Raw genomic sequence first — 18,946 nt, 5'->3', positions numbered from 1 at the left:
GAGGCGTTCGCCGACCGTTCACGGATCCGCACCCCGCCCCGGTGGCCGAGGTCGGACCCCGGTGTTAGGTTCGCCGCGCGACGGGAGCCGAGGGGTCGTTGACAGGCCGCCCCCCTCCCGCCCTGACCCAGGAGGATGCATGACCCGGACGCCCCTGCGGCGGCTGCTGACGGGGGTCGCCACGAGCGCCCTCGCGCTCGCCGCCCCGGTCGCCCTGACGCCCACCACGGCGTCGGCCGCCACATCGGACCTCTTCTTCTCGGAGTACGTCGAGGGATCGAGCAACAACAAGGCGGTGGAGGTCTTCAACGGCACCGGCGCCCCGGTCGACCTCGCCGCCGGCCAGTACTCGGTCCAGGTGTTCGCCAACGGATCGTCGTCCGGCAGCGCGCCCATCGCGCTCACCGGCACGGTCGCCGCGGACGACGTGTTCGTCCTCGCGAACACCTCGGCGAACGCGGTGCTCAAGCCCCTCGCCGACCAGCTGTCGGGCAGCGCCAACTGGAACGGCAACGACGCCGTCGTCCTGCGCAAGGGCGACGCCGTCCTCGACGTCATCGGGCAGGTCGGCACCGACCCCGGTGCGGCCGGTTGGGGCTCCGGGGACACGACGACCTTCGACCACACGCTGCGCCGGATGGCCTCCGTCTGCGCCGGCGACACCGACGGCAGCGACGCGTTCGACCCGGCCACGCAGTGGGACGGGTTCGCCCGCGACACCTTCGACGGCCTCGGCGCCCACGCGGTGACCGGCTGCGACGGCGGCCCGGTCGAGGACGAGGCCCCCTCCGTCCTCTCGACGACCCCGGCCGACGGCGGCACGGTGACCCCGCGCCAGCGTCTCGGCGTGACGTTCTCCGAGCCGGTCGCCCTCACCGACGGCGCGCTGTCCCTCGCGTGCTCGGCCTCCGGCGACGTCGCCCTCGCGGTCTCCGGCGGACCCACCGACTGGTCGATGGCGCCCGCCTCGCCCCTCGCGGACGGCGAGTCCTGCACCCTGACCGTCGCGGCCGACGGGGTCACCGACCTCGACCAGGTCGACCCGCCCGACACGATGGCCGCCGACGTCACGCGCCGCTTCACGGTCGCGAGCTCGTGCGACGCCGACTTCACGCCGGCCTACGCCATCCAGGGCAGCGGCGCCCAGGCCGCGGTCACCGGCCCCGTCGCGACCGAGGGCGTCGTCGTCGCCGACTACCAGGGCGCCTCCCCCGCCCTGCGCGGCCTCTACGTCCAGGACCTCGAGGGTGACGGCGACCCCGCCACCTCCGACGCCGTCTTCGTGTTCACCGGCAGCGACGACGACGCCTCCGTCGGCGACGTCGTCCACGTCACCGGCACCGCGGGTGAGTTCCAGGGCCAGACCCAGGTCACCGTGAGCAACCTCGAGGTCTGCGGCACCGGCTCGGTCGCCCCGACCGAGGTCGCCCTGCCGATGACGCGCGCCGACGACTTCGAGCGCTACGAGGGCATGCTCGTCACCTTCCCGCAGGAGCTGACCGTCACCGAGCTCTTCCAGCTCGGGCGCTTCGGCCAGGTCACCGTCTCCTCGGGCGGCCGCCTGCAGCAGCCGACCAACGTCGTCGCCCCGGGCCCCGAGGCCAACGCGCTCCAGGCGCAGAACGACCTCAACCGTCTGATCGTCGACGACACGACGCAGGCCCAGAACCCCGACCCGATCGTCTGGGGTCGTGGCGGCCGGCCGCTGAGCGCCGAGAACACCCTGCGCGGCGGCGACACCGTCACCGGCGCCACCGGTGTCCTCACCTACACGTGGGGCGGCAGCTCGGCCAGCCCGAACGCCTACCGCCTGCGGCCGGTGACGGCCGACGGCACCGGCATCGAGTTCGCGGCCGCGAACCCGCGTCCGACCGCCGCCCCGAACGTCGGTGGCGACGTCCAGGTCGTCGGGATGAACCTGCTCAACTACTTCAACACCTTCACCGGGTGCACCGGTGGTGTCAGCGGTGCCTCGCTCGACTGCCGCGGCGCCGAGAACCAGGCCGAGCTCGACCGGCAGACGGCCAAGACCGTCGCGGCGATGACGACCCTCGACGCGGACGTCTTCGGCGTCAACGAGATCGAGAACGACGGCTACGGCCCGGACAGCGCGCTGGCCCACCTCGTCGACCGCCTCAACGCGGCGACGGCTCCCGGCACGTACGCCTACCTCGACGTCGACGCCCGCACCGGGCAGGTCGACGCCATGGGCGACGACGCCATCAAGGTCGGCGTCGTCTACAAGCCCGGTGCGGTCACCCCCGTCGGCACGACCGCGGCGCTCAACTCCGCCGCGTTCGTCACCGGCGGCGACCCGGCGCCGCGCAACCGCGCCTCGCTCGCGCAGGCGTGGAAGGTCAACGCGACCGGCGGCGTCTTCGTCACCGACGTCAACCACCTCAAGTCCAAGGGCTCGGCCTGCTCGGCCCCGGACACCGGTGACGGTCAGGGCAACTGCGCGGTCGTCCGCACCAACGCGGTGAAGACGCTCCTGCAGTGGCTCGGCACGGACCCGACCGGGACCGGCGACACCGACGTCCTCCTCGTCGGCGACTACAACTCGTACGCCAAGGAGACGCCGATCCGCACCCTCGAGGAGGGCGGCTTCACCAACCTCGTCGAGAAGTTCCAGGGCGAGGACGCCTACTCGTACGTCTTCGACGGGCAGTGGGGCTACCTCGACCAGGCGATGGGGTCGGCCTCGCTCGTCTCCCAGGTCACCGGGGTCGCGGACTACCACATCAACAGCGACGAGCCGTCGGTGCTGGACTACAACACCAACTTCAAGTCGCCCGCCCAGGTCGCGTCGCTCTACGCGCCCGACCAGTACCGCGTCTCCGACCACGACCCGGTCATCGTGGGCCTCAGCCCGCGGGGTCCGCTCGGGGCGACGGCGGCCTTCGCCGACGCCTCCGTCCGGTGCGGTCGCGACAACGCGTCGCTGACGGTGTCGGTGGCCAACGCCGACGACGCGACGACCGTCGTCGTCGACTGGGGTGACGGCACGAGCACGACGCGCGAGAACGCCTCGGGCGACGTCACCCTCGGCCACACCTACCGGACGGCCGGGAAGCACACGGCGACGGTCACCGTCACCGACGCGGCCGGCACCGTGGTGCGCACCAGCGCCGACGTCGTCGTCGACTACCGCCTCGACGTCCTGCCGCAGGGCACGCTGACCCTGCCCCGCGGGGTCACCGTCCCGGTCATCGCGGCCGTGCGCGACTGCAACGGGCTGCCGGCCCGCGGCATCACCGTGCCGGTCGTCACGCTGACCGGCGCCGACGGCAGCACCGTGTCGAGCACGTCGATGCGGGCCGTCGGCCCGCTGTGGCTCGACACCGTGCGGACCAAGGGCCTGGCCAAGGGCACGTACACGCTGAGCGTGACCGTGCCCGAGACCGGCCAGTCGGAGTCCTCGACGCTGCGCCTGCGCTGAGCCGCCGAGGGGCCTGACCGGGCCCGGCACGACGGACCCCCGGGTCGCCACGCAGGTGGCGGCCCGGGGGTCCGGTCGTGAACGGGGGTCTCGCTCAGGCGCCGCGGCGCGGGCGCGCGCTCTGCGAGAACGACGCCGCCGAGCCGCCGGAGCGGCCCCCGGCCGAGCCGGCGCCCGAGGACGCGCGGCGCGGGCCCGAGCGGGCCGGACGGCCGGAGGACTGACCGGCGGAGCGCGCCTGGCCCTGGCCGCGGCCGCCGCCCTGCCCGCCGCGGGCGGAGCCGGAGCCCTGCCCACCGCGGGACGGACCGCCACCCTGGCCCCCGCGGGAGGGGCCGGAGCCCTGGCCGCGTGCGGGGCGACCGGAGCGCGACCCGGCGCCTGACCCGCCACGACCACCGGAGGCGCCACGACCACCGGAGCGCGAGCCGGAGCCGTTCCGACCCCCGTCGGCCGCCGGCGCGAGGACGAGACCGCCCTCGACGAAGGTCCGCTCACCCGGCGCGAGCCGGCTGAGCATCGGGTGCTTCGCGTCGACCCGCGTCGTCGTCGGCTTGACCCCGGCCTTGCGGGTGAGGTCACGGACGTCGCGCACCTGGTCGTCGGTCATCAGCGTGACGACGGTGCCGGACGCGCCGGCCCGGGCGGTGCGCCCGGAGCGGTGCAGGTACGCCTTGTGCTCGACCGGCGGGTCGGCGTGGATGACGAGGGCGACCTCGTCGACGTGGATGCCGCGGGCGGCGATGTCGGTGGCGACGAGCGTCTTCGCGGTGCCGGAGTGGAAGGCCTCCATCGTCCGGGTGCGCGCGCCCTGGCTGAGGTTGCCGTGCAGCTCGACCGCCGCGACCCCGGCCGCGTTGAGCTGCTTGGCCAGCTTCTTCGCGCGGTGCTTGGTGCGGGTGAACACGACGGTGCGCCCGGGGGCGGCGGTGAGGTCGACGAGCACCGGCAGGTGGTCGGCGGTGCCGACGTGCAGCACGTGGTGCTCCATCGTCGCGACGGGCGACTGCGCGGAGTCGGCCTCGTGGGTCACCGGCTCGTGCAGGTAGCGCCGGGCGATGACGCCGATGCCGGCGTCGAGCGTGGCGGAGAACAGCATCCGCTGGCCGCGGGGCGGTGTCGCGTCGAGCAGGCGCCGGACCTGCGGGAGGAAGCCGAGGTCGGCCATGTGGTCGGCCTCGTCGATGACGGTGACCTCGACGGCGTCGAGGGACACGTGGCCCTGGCCGATGAGGTCCTCGAGGCGCCCGGGGCAGGCGACGACGACGTCGACGCCCTTGCGCAGCGCGGTGACCTGCGGGTTCTGGCCGACCCCGCCGAAGACGGTGCGCGAGGTGAGGCCGAGGGCGCTCGCCAGCGGCGTCATCGCGTCCTCGATCTGGGTCGCGAGCTCGCGGGTCGGGGCGAGGACGAGGGCGCGGGGGCGCTTGGGCTGGCGTCGGGTCCGGCTCTGCGAGAGGCGGGTCAGCAGCGGGAGCAGGAAGGCGACGGTCTTGCCGGAGCCGGTCCGGCCGCGGCCGAGCACGTCACGGCCGGCGATCGAGTCCGGCAGCGTCGCGGCCTGGATGGGGGTGGGGGTCGTGATGCCGCCGGAGGCGAGCACGTCGACGAGGGTGGACGGCACGCCGAGCGCGCCGAAGGAGGAGGTGGTCACGAAGGGGGTCTCCCGGGAGTGGGCGTCGCCGGTCCGCGGACGGCAGCGACGGGGCTGGATGTTCTGCCGGGCGGGGCTCTGGGGCCGCGGCTCAGGGTGATGCGGACCGGGTCCGTCACACAGGCATCGACATCGGAGAGAACGAGGGGCCCGAGGCAGAACTGGGCGGGCCGCTGGTGACCAGTCTACCGGTCGCGGGGCGGTCCCCCGGACCACCGGGGTCCCCGCAGGACCGTCGGGAGGACGCAGCGGGTCAGGCGGTCCCGGGCAGGTGGGCCGCCCCGATGGCGCCCGCCCAGTCGCCGAGCTCGGCCCGCACGACCTCGAGCGCGTCGTCGGGGCCGCGCAGGCGCAGGGCGGCGCGTAGGGGGTCGAGGAGGACCGGCCCGGCCTGGGCCATCCCGCCGCCGACGACGACGCGCCGCGTGCCGGCGGAGGCGACCACCGGTGCGAGCGTGCCCGCGAGGACCTCGATGGCGTGGTTCCAGATGCGTTGTGCGACAGCATCGCCGGCGGCCACGGCCTCGGCGACGGTGCGCGCGTCACCCTCTCGGCCGGCCTCCCGCCACCGACGGCCGACGGCTCCGGCGCCGGTGAGCGCCTCGAGGCACCCGCTGCGCCCGCAGCCGCACCGCGGACCGGCCGGGTCGACGACGACGTGCCCCAGCTCCCCGGACCAGGACGAGCCGCGGACGACGCGACCGGCGGTCATGAGGGCGACGGCGACGCCCGTGCCGAGCGGGACGAAGAGGACGTCGTCGACCCCGCGGGCCGCCCCGAGCAGGTGCTCCCCGAGCAGCCCGGCCCGCACGTCGTGGCCGACCGCCACCCGTCCGGGCACCCGCCCGCGGAGGGCGCCGAGGAGGTCGAGGTCGCGCCACCCGAGGTTCGCCGACCACTCGGCGACGCCCCGGCGCTCGTCGACGAGCCCGGGGACGACGACCCCGACCCTCGACGGCGTCGCGCCCGCGAGCCCGTCCCCGGCGGCGACGGCGAGCAGCCGGTCGACGCCGCCGGCGACGACGTCGCCGAAGCGAGCCGCGAGCCCCTCCGGCGTCGGCTGGACGTCTCGCGCCACGACCGAACCCTGCTGCACGAGAACGGTCTTGATGCGCGTCCCGCCGATGTCGACGCCGACGGCGAGGTCGCCCCCGTCGACGGCAGGACCGCCGTCCGCGGGGTTCGGGCCGGGAGTGCTCAAGGGATCCTCCTCGTGCGCGAATGCGATGGGTTGGCGGGCCGATCGAGCATAGACGGACGCGGGCCGCCGGGCGCGCCCTACGATGACCGCGTGAGCGACGAGGCCAACGGCACCCGCACGCCGACCTCGCGGTGGGCCGCCGTCCTCGACCTGCTCGCCACCCGGGGGCGGCTCTCGGTGACCGAGACCTCGCGTGAGCTCGGCGTCTCGGAGGCCACGGTACGGCGTGACTTCACCGAGCTCGCCCGCCGGCAGCTCGTGACGCGCCACCACGGCGGGGTCGTCGCGACCGCGGTCGCCTACGAGCTCCCCTACCGCTACCGCGTGAGCCAGACCGACGAGGGCATCGACCGGATCGCCGCCCGCGCGGCCGCGCTGGTCGGCCCCGGGGAGGTCGTCGCCCTCAACGGCGGGACCACGACGACGGCCACGGCGCGCGCCCTGACCTCCCGCGAGGACCTCGTCGGCGAGGACGGCCCGGCGCTCACCCTCGTGACCAACGCGCTCAACATCGCGGCCGAGGCCGTCCTGCGCCCCCACGTGCAGTGCGTCTCGCTCGGTGGCGTCGCCCGGCCGGAGTCCTACGAGGTGACCGGTCCGCTGGCGGCCCAGGTCATCCAGCAGCTCTGGTTCGACGTCGCGGTCGTCGGGGTCAACGCGCTCTCGGCGGCCGAGGGGGCGACCTGCCGGTTCGAGGACGAGGCCGCGGTCGTGCGCGCGATGGTCGAGCGCTCGCGACGGGTCGTCGTCGTCGCCGGGGCGGCCAAGCTCGGCGAGCGCACCTTCGCGGCCATCTGCCCGGCGGAGCGCATCGGCACGCTCGTGACGACCGCCGACGAGGCCGCCCCGGAGGTCGCCGCGCTGCGCGAGCGGGGCGTCGAGGTGCTCTGCGTCTGACCGCGACGCCGCCCCGGTGGCCGACCCGCGCGCGGTGCTGTTCACTGCTCGGGACAGCAGCCGCGACATCCGCCACGGATGAGCGTTCGTGATCGCTTCGTTCACCTATCGCTCACAAACGTGCGCGTGTGTACAGTGGCAGGCGCCCGGGCCGGCGGGTGGTCACGAGCCACGCGGCGGGCAGGGCGGCACGCCGGACCTCCGGCTTCTCGACGAGGAGAGCGATGAGCAGCACGCGACGACACATCATGCTGGCCGCGACCGCGGTGACGGGGGCCATGGTGCTCTCGGCCTGCGGGGGCGGCACGGGGGCCGGGCAGGCCGCCGGGGGCTCGGGGGACGGCGAGAAGGCCACCTCGATCACCCTCATGGCCGCCGAGTACTCCAAGGACAACACCAAGGCGTTCTGGGACGCCTTCGCGAAGGAGTACAAGAGCAAGTACGGGTACACCCTCAACGTCAACGTCGTCAGCTGGGACAACATCGACCAGCAGTCCTCGACGATGATCCAGAACAACCAGCCGCCGGACATTCTCAACCTCAACGCGTACGCCAGCTACGCCAAGGACGGCCTGCTCTACGACGCCGACGCGGTGCTGCCGTCCGAGGTGAAGTCCGACATCCTGCCGACGTTCGTCCAGTACGGCACGTACGACGGCAAGTTCTACGGCTTCCCGGACCTCTCCAGCGCCCGCGCGCTCTTCTACAACAAGACCCTCTTCGACAAGGCCGGCATCAGCGCGCCCCCCACCACCTGGGCCGAGCTCGAGGCCGACGCCAAGAAGGTCAAGGACGCGACCGGCGACGCCGGTTACGCGATGCCGCTCGGGCCGGAGGAGGCCCAGGGCGAGTTCTCGATGTGGCTGTTCAACAACGGCGGCGACTGGAAGAGCGACGGCTCCTGGTCGATCAACTCGGACAAGAACGTCGAGACGCTGACCTTCCTCAAGAAGCTCGCCGACGAGGAGCTCACGCAGTCCAACCCGGCCCGCACCAACCGCGCCGACGCCTTCGACCTCTTCAAGTCCGGCAAGGCCGGGATGGTCGTCGGCTTCAGCCCGCTCGCGGCTGCGCTCGACGCCGACAAGACCGTCGACTACGGCGTCGCGCCGTTCCCCTCCAACGACGGTTCCGAGAGCAAGACCTTCGGCGTCACCGACTACCTCATGGCGTTCAAGAAGAGCGGCAACCAGGACGCGGTCAAGGCGTTCTACGAGCTCTACTACGACAAGGACCAGATCAACGCGTTCATCGAGAAGGAGGGCTTCCTCCCGGTGACGACCTCGGGCCTGGAGTACTTCCAGAAGGACGACGCGCTCAAGGTCTACCTCGACACCCTGCCGAACGCGCGGCTCACCCCGACCGACGACCCGACGTGGGACAAGGTCAAGCTCGCCGTCCAGCAGAACCTCGGCGCCGCGATGACCGAGGACCCGAAGTCGGTCCTCGACAAGCTGCAGCAGTCGGCCGAGGCGGAGAGCTGACCGACGTGACGACGACCGACGACGTCCAGGCGCCGTCGGCCCGCACCACCCCCGGCGGTCCGCGCGCTCGACGCCGGACCGCCGGGGTCGGTCGGGTCAGCGCGCCGGTCGCGCTGCTCTGGCTGGCGCCCGCCATCGCGCTCATCGTCGGTGTGGTGTTCTACCCGGCCGTCATGCTCTTCCGCGCCTCGCGCTCGGAGTACTCGATCACCGGGCTCTACCAGGGCTCGGCCGGCTGGGACAACTACAGCAAGGTGCTGGCCTACCCGGACCTGCCGGTCGTCCTCAAGAACACCGTGGTCTGGGTCGTCGCCGTCGTCGCCATCACGATCGTCCTCTCGCTGGCGCTCGCCCAGCTGCTCGTCAAGGACTTCCCCGGCCGGCGCTTCGTGCGCTGGGCGGTCATCGTGCCGTGGGCGGCCTCGCTCGTCATCACGAGCCAGCTGTTCGTCCTGCTCTACGACAGCAACTACGGGCTCATCAACCACGTGCTGACCGGGCTGCACCTCATCGACGAGCCGATCAGCTTCCTCGGCGACGACCGCTTCACGATGGCCTCGATGATCGTCGTCGGCGTCTTCGTCTCGCTGCCCTTCACGATCTTCGTCTTCATCGCGGGCCTGGCCGCCATCCCGACCGACGTCATGGAGGCCGCCGAGGTCGACGGCGCCTCGCCGTGGCAGCGCTGGCGGCAGATCACCTTCCCGCTGCTCCGACCGGCGATGCTCATCGCGACGGTGCTCAACACGATCTACGTGTTCAACAGCTTCCCGATCATCTACACGCTCAACGACCGCAACCCGGGCTTCACGCACGACACCCTCATCACGTTCATGTACAAGCTCGCGTTCAAGAGCCAGGAGAAGGACGTGGGGATGTCGGCCGCGACCGGCGTGCTCAACGTGGCGATCATCCTGCTCGTCGTCCTCGTCTACCTCAAGGTCGTCAACTGGCGGGAGGAGACCCGATGACGACGACCCGCCGCCCCCGGCTCGTCGCGTTCACCGCGGCCGTCGTCGCGCTCGTCTTCCTCGCGCCGTACGTCGTCATGGTGCTCGACAGCCTCCGCACGAGCACCGACGTCAAGACGACCCCGCCGTCGTTCCTCCCGCGGGTGTGGCAGTGGGACACCTACGCCACCGTCATCGGCGACGGCCGGTTCCCGCACTGGCTGCTCACGTCGCTCATCGTGTCGGTCGGGGCGACCGCCGTCGTCGTGCTCGTGGCCGTCCCGGCGGCGTACATGACGGCGCGGCACCGTTTCCCGGGCCGCGGGGTCTTCCTGCTCGTCGTCCTCGTGACGCAGATGTTCGCGCCCACCTCGCTCGTCGTCGGCCTCTACCGGCAGTTCTTCGAGCTGAACATGATCAACACCTACGGCGCGCTGATCATCACGAACGCGGCGTTCAACCTGGCCTTCGCGATCTGGATCCTCCACGGGTTCTTCTCCTCGATCCCGGTCGAGGTCGAGGAGGCGGCCGCGCTGGACGGCGTCGGCCGGGTCGGGATGCTCCGGCGCATCATGCTGCCGCTGACGCTGCCCGGGCTCGTCACCGCGACGATCTTCACGTTCATCGCGGCGTGGAACGAGTACGTCGTCGCGCTGACGCTGATGATCGACGACGACAAGAAGCCGCTGACCGTCGGCTTCCGGTCCTACGTCACCGGCTACGAGCAGAACTGGGACCAGCTGTTCGCGGCGTCGGTCATCGCGGTCGTGCCGGTCGTCATCCTCTTCGCGGTCATCGAGAAGCACCTCGTCGGCGGCCTGACCGCCGGCTCCGTCAAGTAGCCCTCCACCCATTCCCGACTTCTTGCGAGTTGAGCCGCTCGACACGCCGTCCGCACGGCGTGTCGGCGGCGGAACTCGCAAGAAGTCGGGTGGATGGTGGCCGCGGCGCGGCGCGGGTCGGACGGTGCGTGCCGCCGTCAGGTGCGGAGGGCGGGGACGACGGTGCCGGCGAGCACCCAGGTCGACGCCCCGAGGACGAGCACGAAGGTGGCGAGCCAGAGCACGCGCGGCACGCGGGTCAGCTGCGCGAGGACGGCGGGGTCGCTCGTTCCGGGGTCGCGCGCTCCGGCCACGGCCGCGAGGTGGCGCCACGCGCCGACGACGAGGACGAGCCCCACCCCGACGAGCACCTGTGCCTGCACCCGGACCGCGCCCGACCACCACAGCCACGCGGTGAGCGCCCCGACGACGAGGACGACGAGCACCGTCAGCGCCGACCGCGACCGGACGAGCGCGACGAGCAGGACGACGAGGACGGCCGCGAGCACCGGTGCGGCCCAGCCGCGCACGGCCAGCCAGGCCAGCGCGGCACCGACCACGGCGGGCGCCGGGTAGCCGGCCCACGTCGTCGCGACCCGACCGGGGCCGCGCGCCGGCCCGACCGTCACCGCGTGCCCCGACATGTCCCCCCGCAGGACGAACCCGGTGAACCGGCGGCCGCACAGCATCCCGACGACGGCGTGCCCGAGCTCGTGGACGAGCGTCACGCCGAGCCGCAGCACGGACCAGACCGGCCCCACCCCGACGGCGACCAGCGCCGCGACGAGCACGACGAGGAGCGGCCGGCCGGAGAGGGCGACCTCCCCCACCGGCTGCACCCGCTGCCACACCTGCTCGACGTCCACGGTCACGGACCGTAACGGCCGCACCTGTGCCCCCGGTGGGAGGGCCCGGCCGGGAGCCCCGGTGGGACAGTCCGGGCGGCCGGTAGCGTCGGGGAGGTGACCGGCCTCGTCGACATCCACTGCCACGGCGCCGCGGGCGCCGAGCTCGGCCTCGCGACCGACGGCTCCCGGGCCGCGGCCGCCCACCACCGCGCCGACGGGGTCGAGCACCTCGTCGCGAGCCTCGTCTCGGCACCGTTCGACGATCTCGTGGCGCGGGTCGCGACGCTCGGTCCGCTCGTCGCGGACGGCACGCTGGCGGGCATCCACCTCGAGGGGCCCTTCCTCGCGCACGGCCGTCGCGGCGCCCACGACCCCGCCGCGCTGGCCGACCCCGAGCCCGCGCTCGTCGAGCGGCTCGCGGAGGCCGCTGCGCTCACCGGGGCACCGGACGCCCTGCGGCAGATGACGGTCGCCCCCGAGCTGCCCGGCGCCGACCGGCTGGTGCGCGCCCTCGTCGAGCACGGGGTCCGCCCGGCCGTCGGGCACACCGAGGCCGACGCCGCCCTGACCGCGCGCACCCTTGCCGCCGTCGCCGACCTCCAGGGCGCCCCGGCGCTCGTCACCCACCTCTTCAACGGGATGGCGCCGATGCACCACCGGGCCGGCGGACCGGTCGCCGCCGCCCTCGCCGCCGCGGCCCGGAGCGACGCCGTCGTCGAGCTCATCGCCGACGGCGTGCACGTGGCCCCCGAGGTCGTCCGGATGGTCTTCGAGACGGTCGGGCCCCAGAGCATCGCCCTCGTCTCCGACGCCATGGCCGCGACGGGCCTCGGCGACGGCCGGTACCGGCTCGGCGGCCTCGAGGTCGAGGTCACCGGGGGGACGGCGCGCACGACCGACACCGGCTCCATCGCCGGCAGCACCTCGACCCTCGCCGGGTGCGTCCGCTGGTGCCTCGAGGTGGTCGGGCTGCCCGAGGACGACGTGCTCACCGCCGCGACGAGCACTCCCGCGCGCGCCCTGGGCCTCCTCGTCTGACGAGCCGCCGGTCGGCGCTTCGACCCGTCGCCCGAAGGGGTGCGGATGCATCGCGTGCGCAGGTCGTCGCGTGCCTACAGTTGGGGCATGGAGCCGCTCCCGATCTTCCCCCTGGGCGGGGTCCTCCTGCCCGGCGGCCGGATGCCGCTGCAGCTCTTCGAGCCGCGCTACCTCGACCTCGCCCAGCGGCTGGCCGACGAGCCCGAGGGCGAGCGGCGCTTCGGCATCGTCCGGATCCGGCAGGGGCACGAGGTCGGCGAGGGCGCGGCCACCGACCTGCACGAGATCGGCTGCGAGGCGGTCGTCGACGCGATGGCCATCGCGCAGGGCTCGGCCGGTGCGGTCGTGCACCTCGTGGCGCGTGGTGGGCGACGCTTCCGGCTCGACGCCATCGACGAGGGCGCGGGCACCTCGTTCCTCACCGGTCGTGTCTCGTGGCTGCTCGAGCCGGCGGCCGCGACGGACCCCGACCTGCGGGCGCTCGCCGCCCGGGTGCTCGCCGCGCACGCGGCCTACCTCGAGGCGCTCGGGGCCACGGCGGACCCGGTCGAGGGGCGGCCGGTCGACCTCGCCTACCGCATCGTCGAGCGGATGGTGCTCGAGCCGGGCGACCGCCAGCGGGTCCTCGACTCCGCCGACGCGGTGACCCGCCTGCGGCTCGTGCTGGGCCTGCTGACGCGCGAGACGGCCATCGTCCAGCGCTTCCGCGCCGTCCCGACGCCGACCGACCTCGGCGAGGCGTCCCTCAACTGAGGGTCGGGCCGCCTCGTAGGCTGCCGGGCATGGACCTCGGCCACCTCCAGCGCGTCATCGAGCAGACCTACGGTGAGCGCGACCGCGAGCGCGGGGTACCGAGCACCGTCGCCTGGCTCGCGGAGGAGGTGGGGGAGCTCGCACAGGCGGTCCGCAAGGGGACGGCCGCGCAGCGCGAGCACGAGTTCGCCGACGTCGTCGCGTGGGTGGCGTCGCTCGCGAACCAGACGGGGGTCGACCTCGACGCGGCGCTGGCGCGCTACGCCGACGGCTGCCCGAAGTGCCACGCGATGCCCTGCGCCTGCGCCTGACCCGCATCCCCCCGGCGGCTGCCGGCCGGTCGGGTCAGCCGGTGGGCAGCGTGCGGGCGAGGAACTCCACGGTCCGCGCCCAGGCGGCGGCCGACGCGTCGGCGTCGTGGTTGACGAAGTCGTCGTTGTCGAAGGCGTGGTCGGCGCCGGGGTAGGTGACGACCTCGGCCGGGGCGTCCCCGCCGGTCACCCGCTCGGTGACGCGCTCGACGACGTCCATCGGCAGGTAGGCGTCGGACTCGCCGAAGACGTGGAGCGAGGGCGTCGACACCGACGGCACGGCGTCGACGAGCTGCGGCAGCGCCGAGCCGTAGAACGAGACGAGCGCATCGGCCGGCTCGCCGGCGACGACGGCGTAGCCGAGCCCGCCGCCGAAGCAGAAGCCGACCACGCCGGCGCCGCCGGTCACGGTCTCGTCGTCGCGCAGGGCCCGCAGCGCCTGGGTCGAGTCGGCGACGGCGGCGTCCCAGTCGAGCCGGCCGAGCAGCCCCATCGCCTCCTCGAGCATCGAGGGCCCGTTCGGCACGTCGGAGACCCCGAGCCGCCAGAAGACCTCGGGGGCCAGCACGACGTACCCGAGGGCGGCGAGGTCCTCGGCGCGCCGGCGGATGTAGGGGCTGATGCCGAAGATCTCCTGGAGCAGCAGGACGCCGGGGCCGGTGCCGCTCTCGGGGAGCCAGCGGTGGGCCGGCATCGTGCCGTCGGGGAGGGTGACGTCGACGCGCTCGCTCATCGGGTCAGTATGTCCGTGCCCGCTGTGTCGTGCAGGAACCGTCGAAGGTGTCGTTCCCCGTCCGGGCGCGGGCTGCGGTCAGGCGTAGCGGCGCGCGGCGTCGAGCGCCTGCCGGACGTAGCCGCCGCCGAAGAGCACCGCGTGGAGCAGCAGCGGGTGGACCTGGTGCAGCAGCACCCGCTCCCGCCAGCCGTCGGCGAGCGGGGCCGCCTCGTCGTACGCCGCGAGGAGGCGCTCGAGGCCGGGGGCGCCGAAGAGCGCGAGCATCGCGAGGTCGCCCTCGCGGTGGCCACCGTGCGCGGCCGGGTCGATGAGGACCGCTCCGTCGCGGGTCCACACGACGTTGCCCGACCAGAGGTCGCCGTGGATGCGCGCGGGCTCGTCCGGGGTGTCGAGGGCGCCGGACGCCAGGCGCTCGGCCAGCCGCTCGAGGAGTGCCACGGCGTCGTCGTCGAAGGTCCCGCGCTCGCGGCCCAGCCGGGCCAGGGGCAGCACGCGGGCCTGCGCGTGGAAGGCACCCCAGGTGTCCCACCGGCCGAGCACCAGCGGCAGGGGCTCGCTCAGCGGGCCGAGCCAGCCGTCGCCCTCCCAGCCCTCCGGCGCGCAGCCCCAGGCCGGGGCGCCGGCCGCGTGCAGCGTCGCGAGCCCGCGGCCCAGCTCCTCGGCGGCCGTCGGCGTCGCCGGAGCGGCGTCGAGCAGCGGCAGCTCGAGGTGGTGCGGCCCGTCGTCGAGGACCTCGGCGACGGCGGCGCCGCGCGCGGCCGCGAGCCAGCGCAGCCCGGCGGCCTCCCAGGCGAAGTAGCCCGCGGGCGCCGTGGTCGAGGTCTTCCGGTACCGGCGCGGCATGCGTCCCATCGTGGCACTCGCGGCGCCCCCGACGTGCCGCCGCTCGGTATCCTGCACGTCGAGCAGACCGGGTGACCTCGGAGGATTCCCCTGATGACGAACACGTTGACCGTCCCACCGCCGGAGAACGAGGACACCGACCAGACCGCACTCCTGGCCCGGCTGACCGATGAGGTCAGCGGGGTCCTGGAGTCGATGGGCGAGCTGTCGGACTACCTCGAGCGCGTCGTCCACGCCGTGCGCCGGGCCGTCGACGGCTGCGACGAGGTCGGGGTGACCATCCTGTCCAAGGACCGGCCGCACACCGCCGCCTACACGACCGTCCAGACCCTCGAGATCGACGCGGTCCAGTACGCGCTCGACGAGGGGCCGTGCCTCGAGGCCGCCCGCACCCGCGAGGAGCAGCTCGTCGTCGACCTCTGCTCCGACGACGGGCGCTGGCCGCTCTTCGCGCAGGCCTCCCGCGAGGACGGCCTGCGCAGCCTGTACGCCGTCCCGCTGGTCAGCGGTGACCAGTGCGTCGGGGCGCTCAACCTCTACGCCTGGGCCACGGACGCCTTCGACGGGTTCGACGCCGCGCTCGTCCGGGTCGCCGCGAGCCGGTGCGCCGACGCGGTCGTCGCCGTCACCGCCCTCGACGGGATGCGCGAGCTCGCCGGCCAGCTCGAGCAGGCGATGGCCAGCCGCGCCGTCATCGAGCAGGCGAAGGGCGTCATCATGGCGATGCGGGGGGTGCCCGAGCACGACGCGTTCGAGATCCTGCGCAAGGCCTCCCAGGACCGCAACGTCAAGGTGCGGCTCCTCGCCGAGGACGTCGTCGCGGGTGTCCTGCGCGGCAGTGCCGACCCGGGTGGTGCGGGCGCCTGATCGGCGTGTCCTAGAGTCGGGTCATGGCGCGTCCCCACGCGGCAGCCCTCGTCGAGGATGCCTACACGAGCCGCAAGGCGCGGTTCCTCGAGGCGCGCGGCTGGGTGACCCGGATCGTTCCCTCGACGGGCTACGGCAGCTCGTCGCAGCTGCGCGTGTTCGGGCGCGTCATCCACACCCGGGGGCGTCCCGAGGACGAGCCGACCGAGCCGACGTACGCCGCGCGCCTGCGCGCCGTCGAGCTCGAGACCCGGGGCTGGAAGGCCTTCTTCGCCACGCCCGCGGTCGAGGAGCCGGTGACGGTGCGGGTCAACGAGCGCCTGGTCAGCACGCGCACCGACCGGGGCGGGTTCATCGACCTCGTCATCCGCGGGCACGGCCTGACCCCCGGCTGGCACCAGGTGTTCCTCTCCTCGCCCCGGGCCGAGACCATCGACGTGCCGGTGCTCGTCGTCGGGTCGCAGGTGACGCACGGGATCATCTCCGACATCGACGACACGGTGCTGTCGACCTCGCTGCCGCGCCCGATGATCGCCGCCTGGAACACGTTCCTGCGCTCCGAGGGGGCCCGGCGCCCGGTGGCGGGGATGGCCACGATGTACCGCGAGCTGCTCGCCGCGCACCCCGAGGCGCCGGTCGTCTACCTCTCGACGGGCGCGTGGAACACCGCGCCGCAGCTGACCCGCTTCCTGCAGCGCAACGGCTACCCGGCGGGTCCGATGCTGCTCACCGACTGGGGCCCGACGAACACCGGCTGGTTCCGGTCCGGGCAGGAGCACAAGCGCGCGCAGCTGCACCGCCTGGCCCGTGAGCTGCCGAACGTGCGCTGGCTCCTCATCGGTGACGACGGCCAGCACGACCCGCGCCTCTACACCGACTTCGCGGCGGCGCGACCGGACCGGGTGCGCGGCATCGCGATCCGCGAGCTGACCGCCGGCCAACAGGTGCTCTCCCACGTCATCCCGATGGCCACGGACGACATCGCGCCGGCCCCGACCGAGCGGCTCGAGGTGCCGGTGGTGCGCGGCCCCGACGGCTACGAGCTGTCCCGTCGCGTCCGGGGGCTGTGGGAGGGCGGGGTGCCGCAGCGCACGCTGCGCGAGTACGCCTCCACCGTCGTCACCTCGTCCGAGGACCCGCCGGCCTACGTCGTCGAGGACCCGGACGAGCGCTGACCTCCCCCGCGTCGGTGGTGGACGGTAGCGTCGGGCCATGCCCGAGCTGCCCGAGGTGCAGGCGCTGGCCGACTTCCTGACCCAGCGCACCGACGGGCTCGTCGTCACCGGCGTCGAGCTCGGGAGCTTCCACGTGCTCAAGACCTTCACGCCGCCGCCCGACGCCCTCGTCGGCGCCCCGGTCGACGGGGTGTCGCGGCACGGCAAGTTCCTCGACCTCGACTGCGGCGGCACGCACCTCGTCTTCCACCTCGCGCGGGCCGGCTGGCTGCGCTGGTCCGACGCGATGCCGGCGACGGTGCTGCGGCCGGGCAAGTCGCCGATCGCGCTGCGGGTGCGGTTCGACGACGCGTCGGGCTTCGACCTCACCGAGGCCGGCACCCAGAAGCGCCTCGCCGCCTACGTCGTCAACCGCGTCGAGGACGTGCCGGGCATCGTCTCACTCGGGCCCGACCCGCTCGCCGACGAGTTCACGCAGGAGGTCTTCGCGGGCATCCTCGCGGAGCACCGGATGCAGGTGAAGGGGCTGCTGCGCGACCAGTCGATCATCGCCGGGGTCGGCAACGCCTACTCCGACGAGGTGCTCCACGTCGCGAAGCTGTCGCCGTTCGCGATCGCGGCGAAGCTCGACGCCGAGCAGGTGACCCGCCTGTACACGGCGCTGCGCGAGACCCTCGCCCACGCGGTGGCGACCGCGTCCGGCAAGCCGGCGAAGGAGCTCAAGGACGCCAAGCGGGCGGGGATGCGGGTGCACGGCCGCACCGGCGAGACCTGCCCCGAGTGCGGCGACGTCGTCCGGGAGGTCTCGTTCGCCGACTCCTCGCTCCAGTACTGCGCCACGTGCCAGACCGGCGGCAAGCCCCTCGCCGACCGGCGCACGAGCAAGTTCCTCAAGTAGCGCGGACGCGACCGGCGGCGCCGGCCGGGCCGTGCGCGATGCTGGGGGCATGAGCGAGTTCCCCGACGTGCCGGTCTCCGCGGTCCCCGACGACGCGACCTTCCTCGACATCCGCGAGCAGGACGAGTGGGACCGCGGCCACGCCCCGGGCGCCGTCCACATCCCGATGGCCGAGCTGCCGCAGCGCCTCGACGAGCTCGCGCCCTTCCTCGACCGCGACGAGCCGCTCGTCGTCACCTGCCGCTCCGGCGGTCGCGTCTCGCGGGTGCTGCCGTGGCTCGCGCAGCAGGGCTACGAGGTGGCCAACCTCGAGGGCGGGATGCGCGCCTGGCACGCGGAGGGTCGCCCGATGGAGGCCGCCGGCGGCGCGGAGCCCCAGGTCCCCTGACCCGCCGCCCCATCGCGCGCTACACCGCAGTAACTGCCGCCGTGACGACACGTACTGCGGTGTAGCCCGACACGGAGGCGGGTCAGGAGACGAGCTTGAGGCCGACGACGCAACCGACGATGCCGAGCACGAGCAGGACCCGCAGCAGCGAGACCGGCTCCTCGCCCGTCGCCATCGCGACGGACACGGTGAGCACGGCGCCGATACCGACCCACACCGCGTAGGCGGTGCCGACGGGCAGCTCGCGCATCGCCCAGCCGAGTCCGCCCATGCTCGCGGCGAGCGCGACGACGAAGACGACGGCGGGGACCGGACGGCTCAGGCCCTCGGACCGGCCGAGGGCGGTGGCCCAGACGGCCTCGAGGACACCGGAGAGGACGAGGACGACCCACGACACGACGTGCTCCTGCGGGCCGTCTTGTCGCGTCACCGGGTACGGCGCCCATCGTCCGGGAGCCCGTGCGGGGCTCTGCCGCCACTGTCGCACGCCCCGTCCGCCGGGGCAAACCCGTGTCGATGGGCTCGTCTGTGACTCTCTAGCTCTTCCACTAGACGAGGCCAGACGCGGGCATCGACGGGTGGCACCGCGGTCGCCAGCTCGCTCTTGACGCTCCCCTGACCCGGGCCGGGTGAGCCGCAGGGG

The 18,946-nt window shown here is 73.8% G+C and carries 18 protein-coding genes and 1 riboswitch; of the genes, 12 read left to right on the top strand and 6 right to left on the bottom strand.

All coding sequences use genetic code 11. From position 1 onward, the window contains the following. Positions 1 to 139: 139 nt before the first annotated feature. Positions 140 to 3,439 (top strand): ExeM/NucH family extracellular endonuclease, encoded by a 3,300-nt coding sequence (locus IG69_RS21515; RefSeq protein WP_084696601.1) that lies wholly within the window; start codon positions 140 to 142, stop codon positions 3,437 to 3,439. Between the two features lie 94 nt (positions 3,440 to 3,533). Here the strand turns inward: IG69_RS21515 and IG69_RS0105645 are convergent, their stop codons facing one another. Together IG69_RS0105645 and IG69_RS0105640 are read right to left on the bottom strand one after the other, a co-directional pair. Then, positions 3,534 to 5,093, bottom strand: coding sequence for a DEAD/DEAH box helicase (locus tag IG69_RS0105645; protein ID WP_036829118.1), 1,560 nt, complete (start codon positions 5,091 to 5,093; stop codon positions 3,534 to 3,536). 253 nt (positions 5,094 to 5,346) lie between these two features. Next, positions 5,347 to 6,294, bottom strand: coding sequence for an ROK family protein (locus IG69_RS0105640; protein ID WP_030527197.1), 948 nt, complete (start codon positions 6,292 to 6,294; stop codon positions 5,347 to 5,349). A 90-nt stretch (positions 6,295 to 6,384) separates the two neighbouring features. Between IG69_RS0105640 and IG69_RS0105635 the strand changes: the two genes are divergently transcribed. From IG69_RS0105635 to IG69_RS0105615, 4 genes are all read left to right on the top strand, one after another. Beyond that, positions 6,385 to 7,191, top strand: a complete 807-nt coding sequence (locus IG69_RS0105635) for a DeoR/GlpR family DNA-binding transcription regulator (protein WP_036829115.1) — start codon at positions 6,385 to 6,387, stop codon at positions 7,189 to 7,191. Positions 7,192 to 7,415: 224 nt separating this feature from the next. Continuing rightward, positions 7,416 to 8,675: an extracellular solute-binding protein gene (locus IG69_RS0105625; protein ID WP_245616089.1), complete on the top strand. Its 1,260-nt coding sequence runs from the start codon at positions 7,416 to 7,418 to the stop codon at positions 8,673 to 8,675. Between the two features lie 5 nt (positions 8,676 to 8,680). Continuing rightward, positions 8,681 to 9,646, top strand: coding sequence for a carbohydrate ABC transporter permease (locus IG69_RS0105620; protein WP_036829113.1), 966 nt, complete (start codon positions 8,681 to 8,683; stop codon positions 9,644 to 9,646). Next, positions 9,643 to 10,467: a carbohydrate ABC transporter permease gene (locus IG69_RS0105615; RefSeq protein ID WP_030527193.1), complete on the top strand. Its 825-nt coding sequence runs from the start codon at positions 9,643 to 9,645 to the stop codon at positions 10,465 to 10,467. Before IG69_RS0105620 ends, IG69_RS0105615 begins: the two co-directional genes overlap by 4 nt. A 137-nt stretch (positions 10,468 to 10,604) precedes the next feature. Here the strand turns inward: IG69_RS0105615 and IG69_RS0105610 are convergent, their stop codons facing one another. After that, the gene (locus IG69_RS0105610; protein WP_030527192.1) at positions 10,605 to 11,312 is read right to left on the bottom strand and encodes a M50 family metallopeptidase; all 708 of its coding nucleotides are present in this window, start codon (positions 11,310 to 11,312) and stop codon (positions 10,605 to 10,607) included. A 96-nt stretch (positions 11,313 to 11,408) separates the two neighbouring features. On the opposite strand from IG69_RS0105610, the gene IG69_RS0105605 reads away from it, so the two are divergent. From IG69_RS0105605 to IG69_RS0105595, 3 genes are all read left to right on the top strand, one after another. After that, positions 11,409 to 12,332 (top strand): N-acetylglucosamine-6-phosphate deacetylase, encoded by a 924-nt coding sequence (locus IG69_RS0105605; protein ID WP_036829111.1) that lies wholly within the window; start codon positions 11,409 to 11,411, stop codon positions 12,330 to 12,332. 87 nt (positions 12,333 to 12,419) lie between these two features. After that, positions 12,420 to 13,085 carry an LON peptidase substrate-binding domain-containing protein gene (locus IG69_RS0105600; RefSeq protein ID WP_030527190.1) on the top strand — a complete coding sequence of 222 codons (666 nt, stop codon included), beginning with the start codon at positions 12,420 to 12,422 and terminating at the stop codon, positions 13,083 to 13,085. Positions 13,086 to 13,114: 29 nt separating this feature from the next. Beyond that, entirely contained in the window at positions 13,115 to 13,396 is a 282-nt protein-coding gene (locus IG69_RS0105595; RefSeq protein ID WP_030527189.1) for a MazG nucleotide pyrophosphohydrolase domain-containing protein, read from the top strand. A 34-nt stretch (positions 13,397 to 13,430) separates the two neighbouring features. On the opposite strand, the gene IG69_RS0105590 is transcribed toward IG69_RS0105595, so the two are convergent. Together IG69_RS0105590 and IG69_RS0105585 are read right to left on the bottom strand one after the other, a co-directional pair. Then, complete coding sequence (locus IG69_RS0105590; protein ID WP_030527188.1) at positions 13,431 to 14,129, bottom strand: dienelactone hydrolase family protein; 699 nt, start codon at positions 14,127 to 14,129, stop codon at positions 13,431 to 13,433. Between the two features lie 78 nt (positions 14,130 to 14,207). Continuing rightward, complete coding sequence (locus IG69_RS0105585) at positions 14,208 to 14,975, bottom strand: fructosamine kinase family protein (protein WP_030527187.1); 768 nt, start codon at positions 14,973 to 14,975, stop codon at positions 14,208 to 14,210. A gap of 93 nt (positions 14,976 to 15,068) precedes the next feature. Between IG69_RS0105585 and IG69_RS0105580 the strand changes: the two genes are divergently transcribed. Genes IG69_RS0105580 through IG69_RS0105565 form a run of 4 tightly spaced genes read left to right on the top strand, consistent with a single transcriptional unit; the run spans position 15,069 to position 18,303 of the window. Continuing rightward, complete coding sequence (locus IG69_RS0105580; RefSeq protein WP_051750254.1) at positions 15,069 to 15,842, top strand: GAF and ANTAR domain-containing protein; 774 nt, start codon at positions 15,069 to 15,071, stop codon at positions 15,840 to 15,842. A gap of 23 nt (positions 15,843 to 15,865) precedes the next feature. Continuing rightward, entirely contained in the window at positions 15,866 to 17,017 is a 1,152-nt protein-coding gene (locus IG69_RS0105575) for an App1 family protein phosphatidate phosphatase (RefSeq protein ID WP_084696599.1), read from the top strand. A 37-nt stretch (positions 17,018 to 17,054) separates the two neighbouring features. Beyond that, entirely contained in the window at positions 17,055 to 17,915 is an 861-nt protein-coding gene (locus IG69_RS0105570; RefSeq protein ID WP_030527184.1) for an Fpg/Nei family DNA glycosylase, read from the top strand. A gap of 49 nt (positions 17,916 to 17,964) precedes the next feature. Continuing rightward, a complete protein-coding gene (locus tag IG69_RS0105565; RefSeq protein WP_030527183.1) occupies positions 17,965 to 18,303 on the top strand; it encodes a rhodanese-like domain-containing protein in 339 nt (112 codons plus the stop codon). 82 nt (positions 18,304 to 18,385) lie between these two features. Here the strand turns inward: IG69_RS0105565 and IG69_RS0105560 are convergent, their stop codons facing one another. Continuing rightward, a complete protein-coding gene (locus IG69_RS0105560) occupies positions 18,386 to 18,700 on the bottom strand; it encodes a DMT family transporter (protein ID WP_030527182.1) in 315 nt (104 codons plus the stop codon). Positions 18,701 to 18,710: 10 nt separating this feature from the next. Then, positions 18,711 to 18,776: riboswitch (guanidine-III (ykkC-III) riboswitch) on the bottom strand. Between the last annotated feature and the right edge of the window lie 170 nt (positions 18,777 to 18,946).

Origin of the sequence: Phycicoccus jejuensis, from assembly GCF_000720925.1 — a bacterium.
GTDB classification, from domain to species: domain Bacteria; phylum Actinomycetota; class Actinomycetes; order Actinomycetales; family Dermatophilaceae; genus Phycicoccus; species Phycicoccus jejuensis.
The sequence above is the reverse complement of the archived record's forward strand: the minus strand, read 5'-3'. Positions and strand labels throughout refer to the sequence as shown.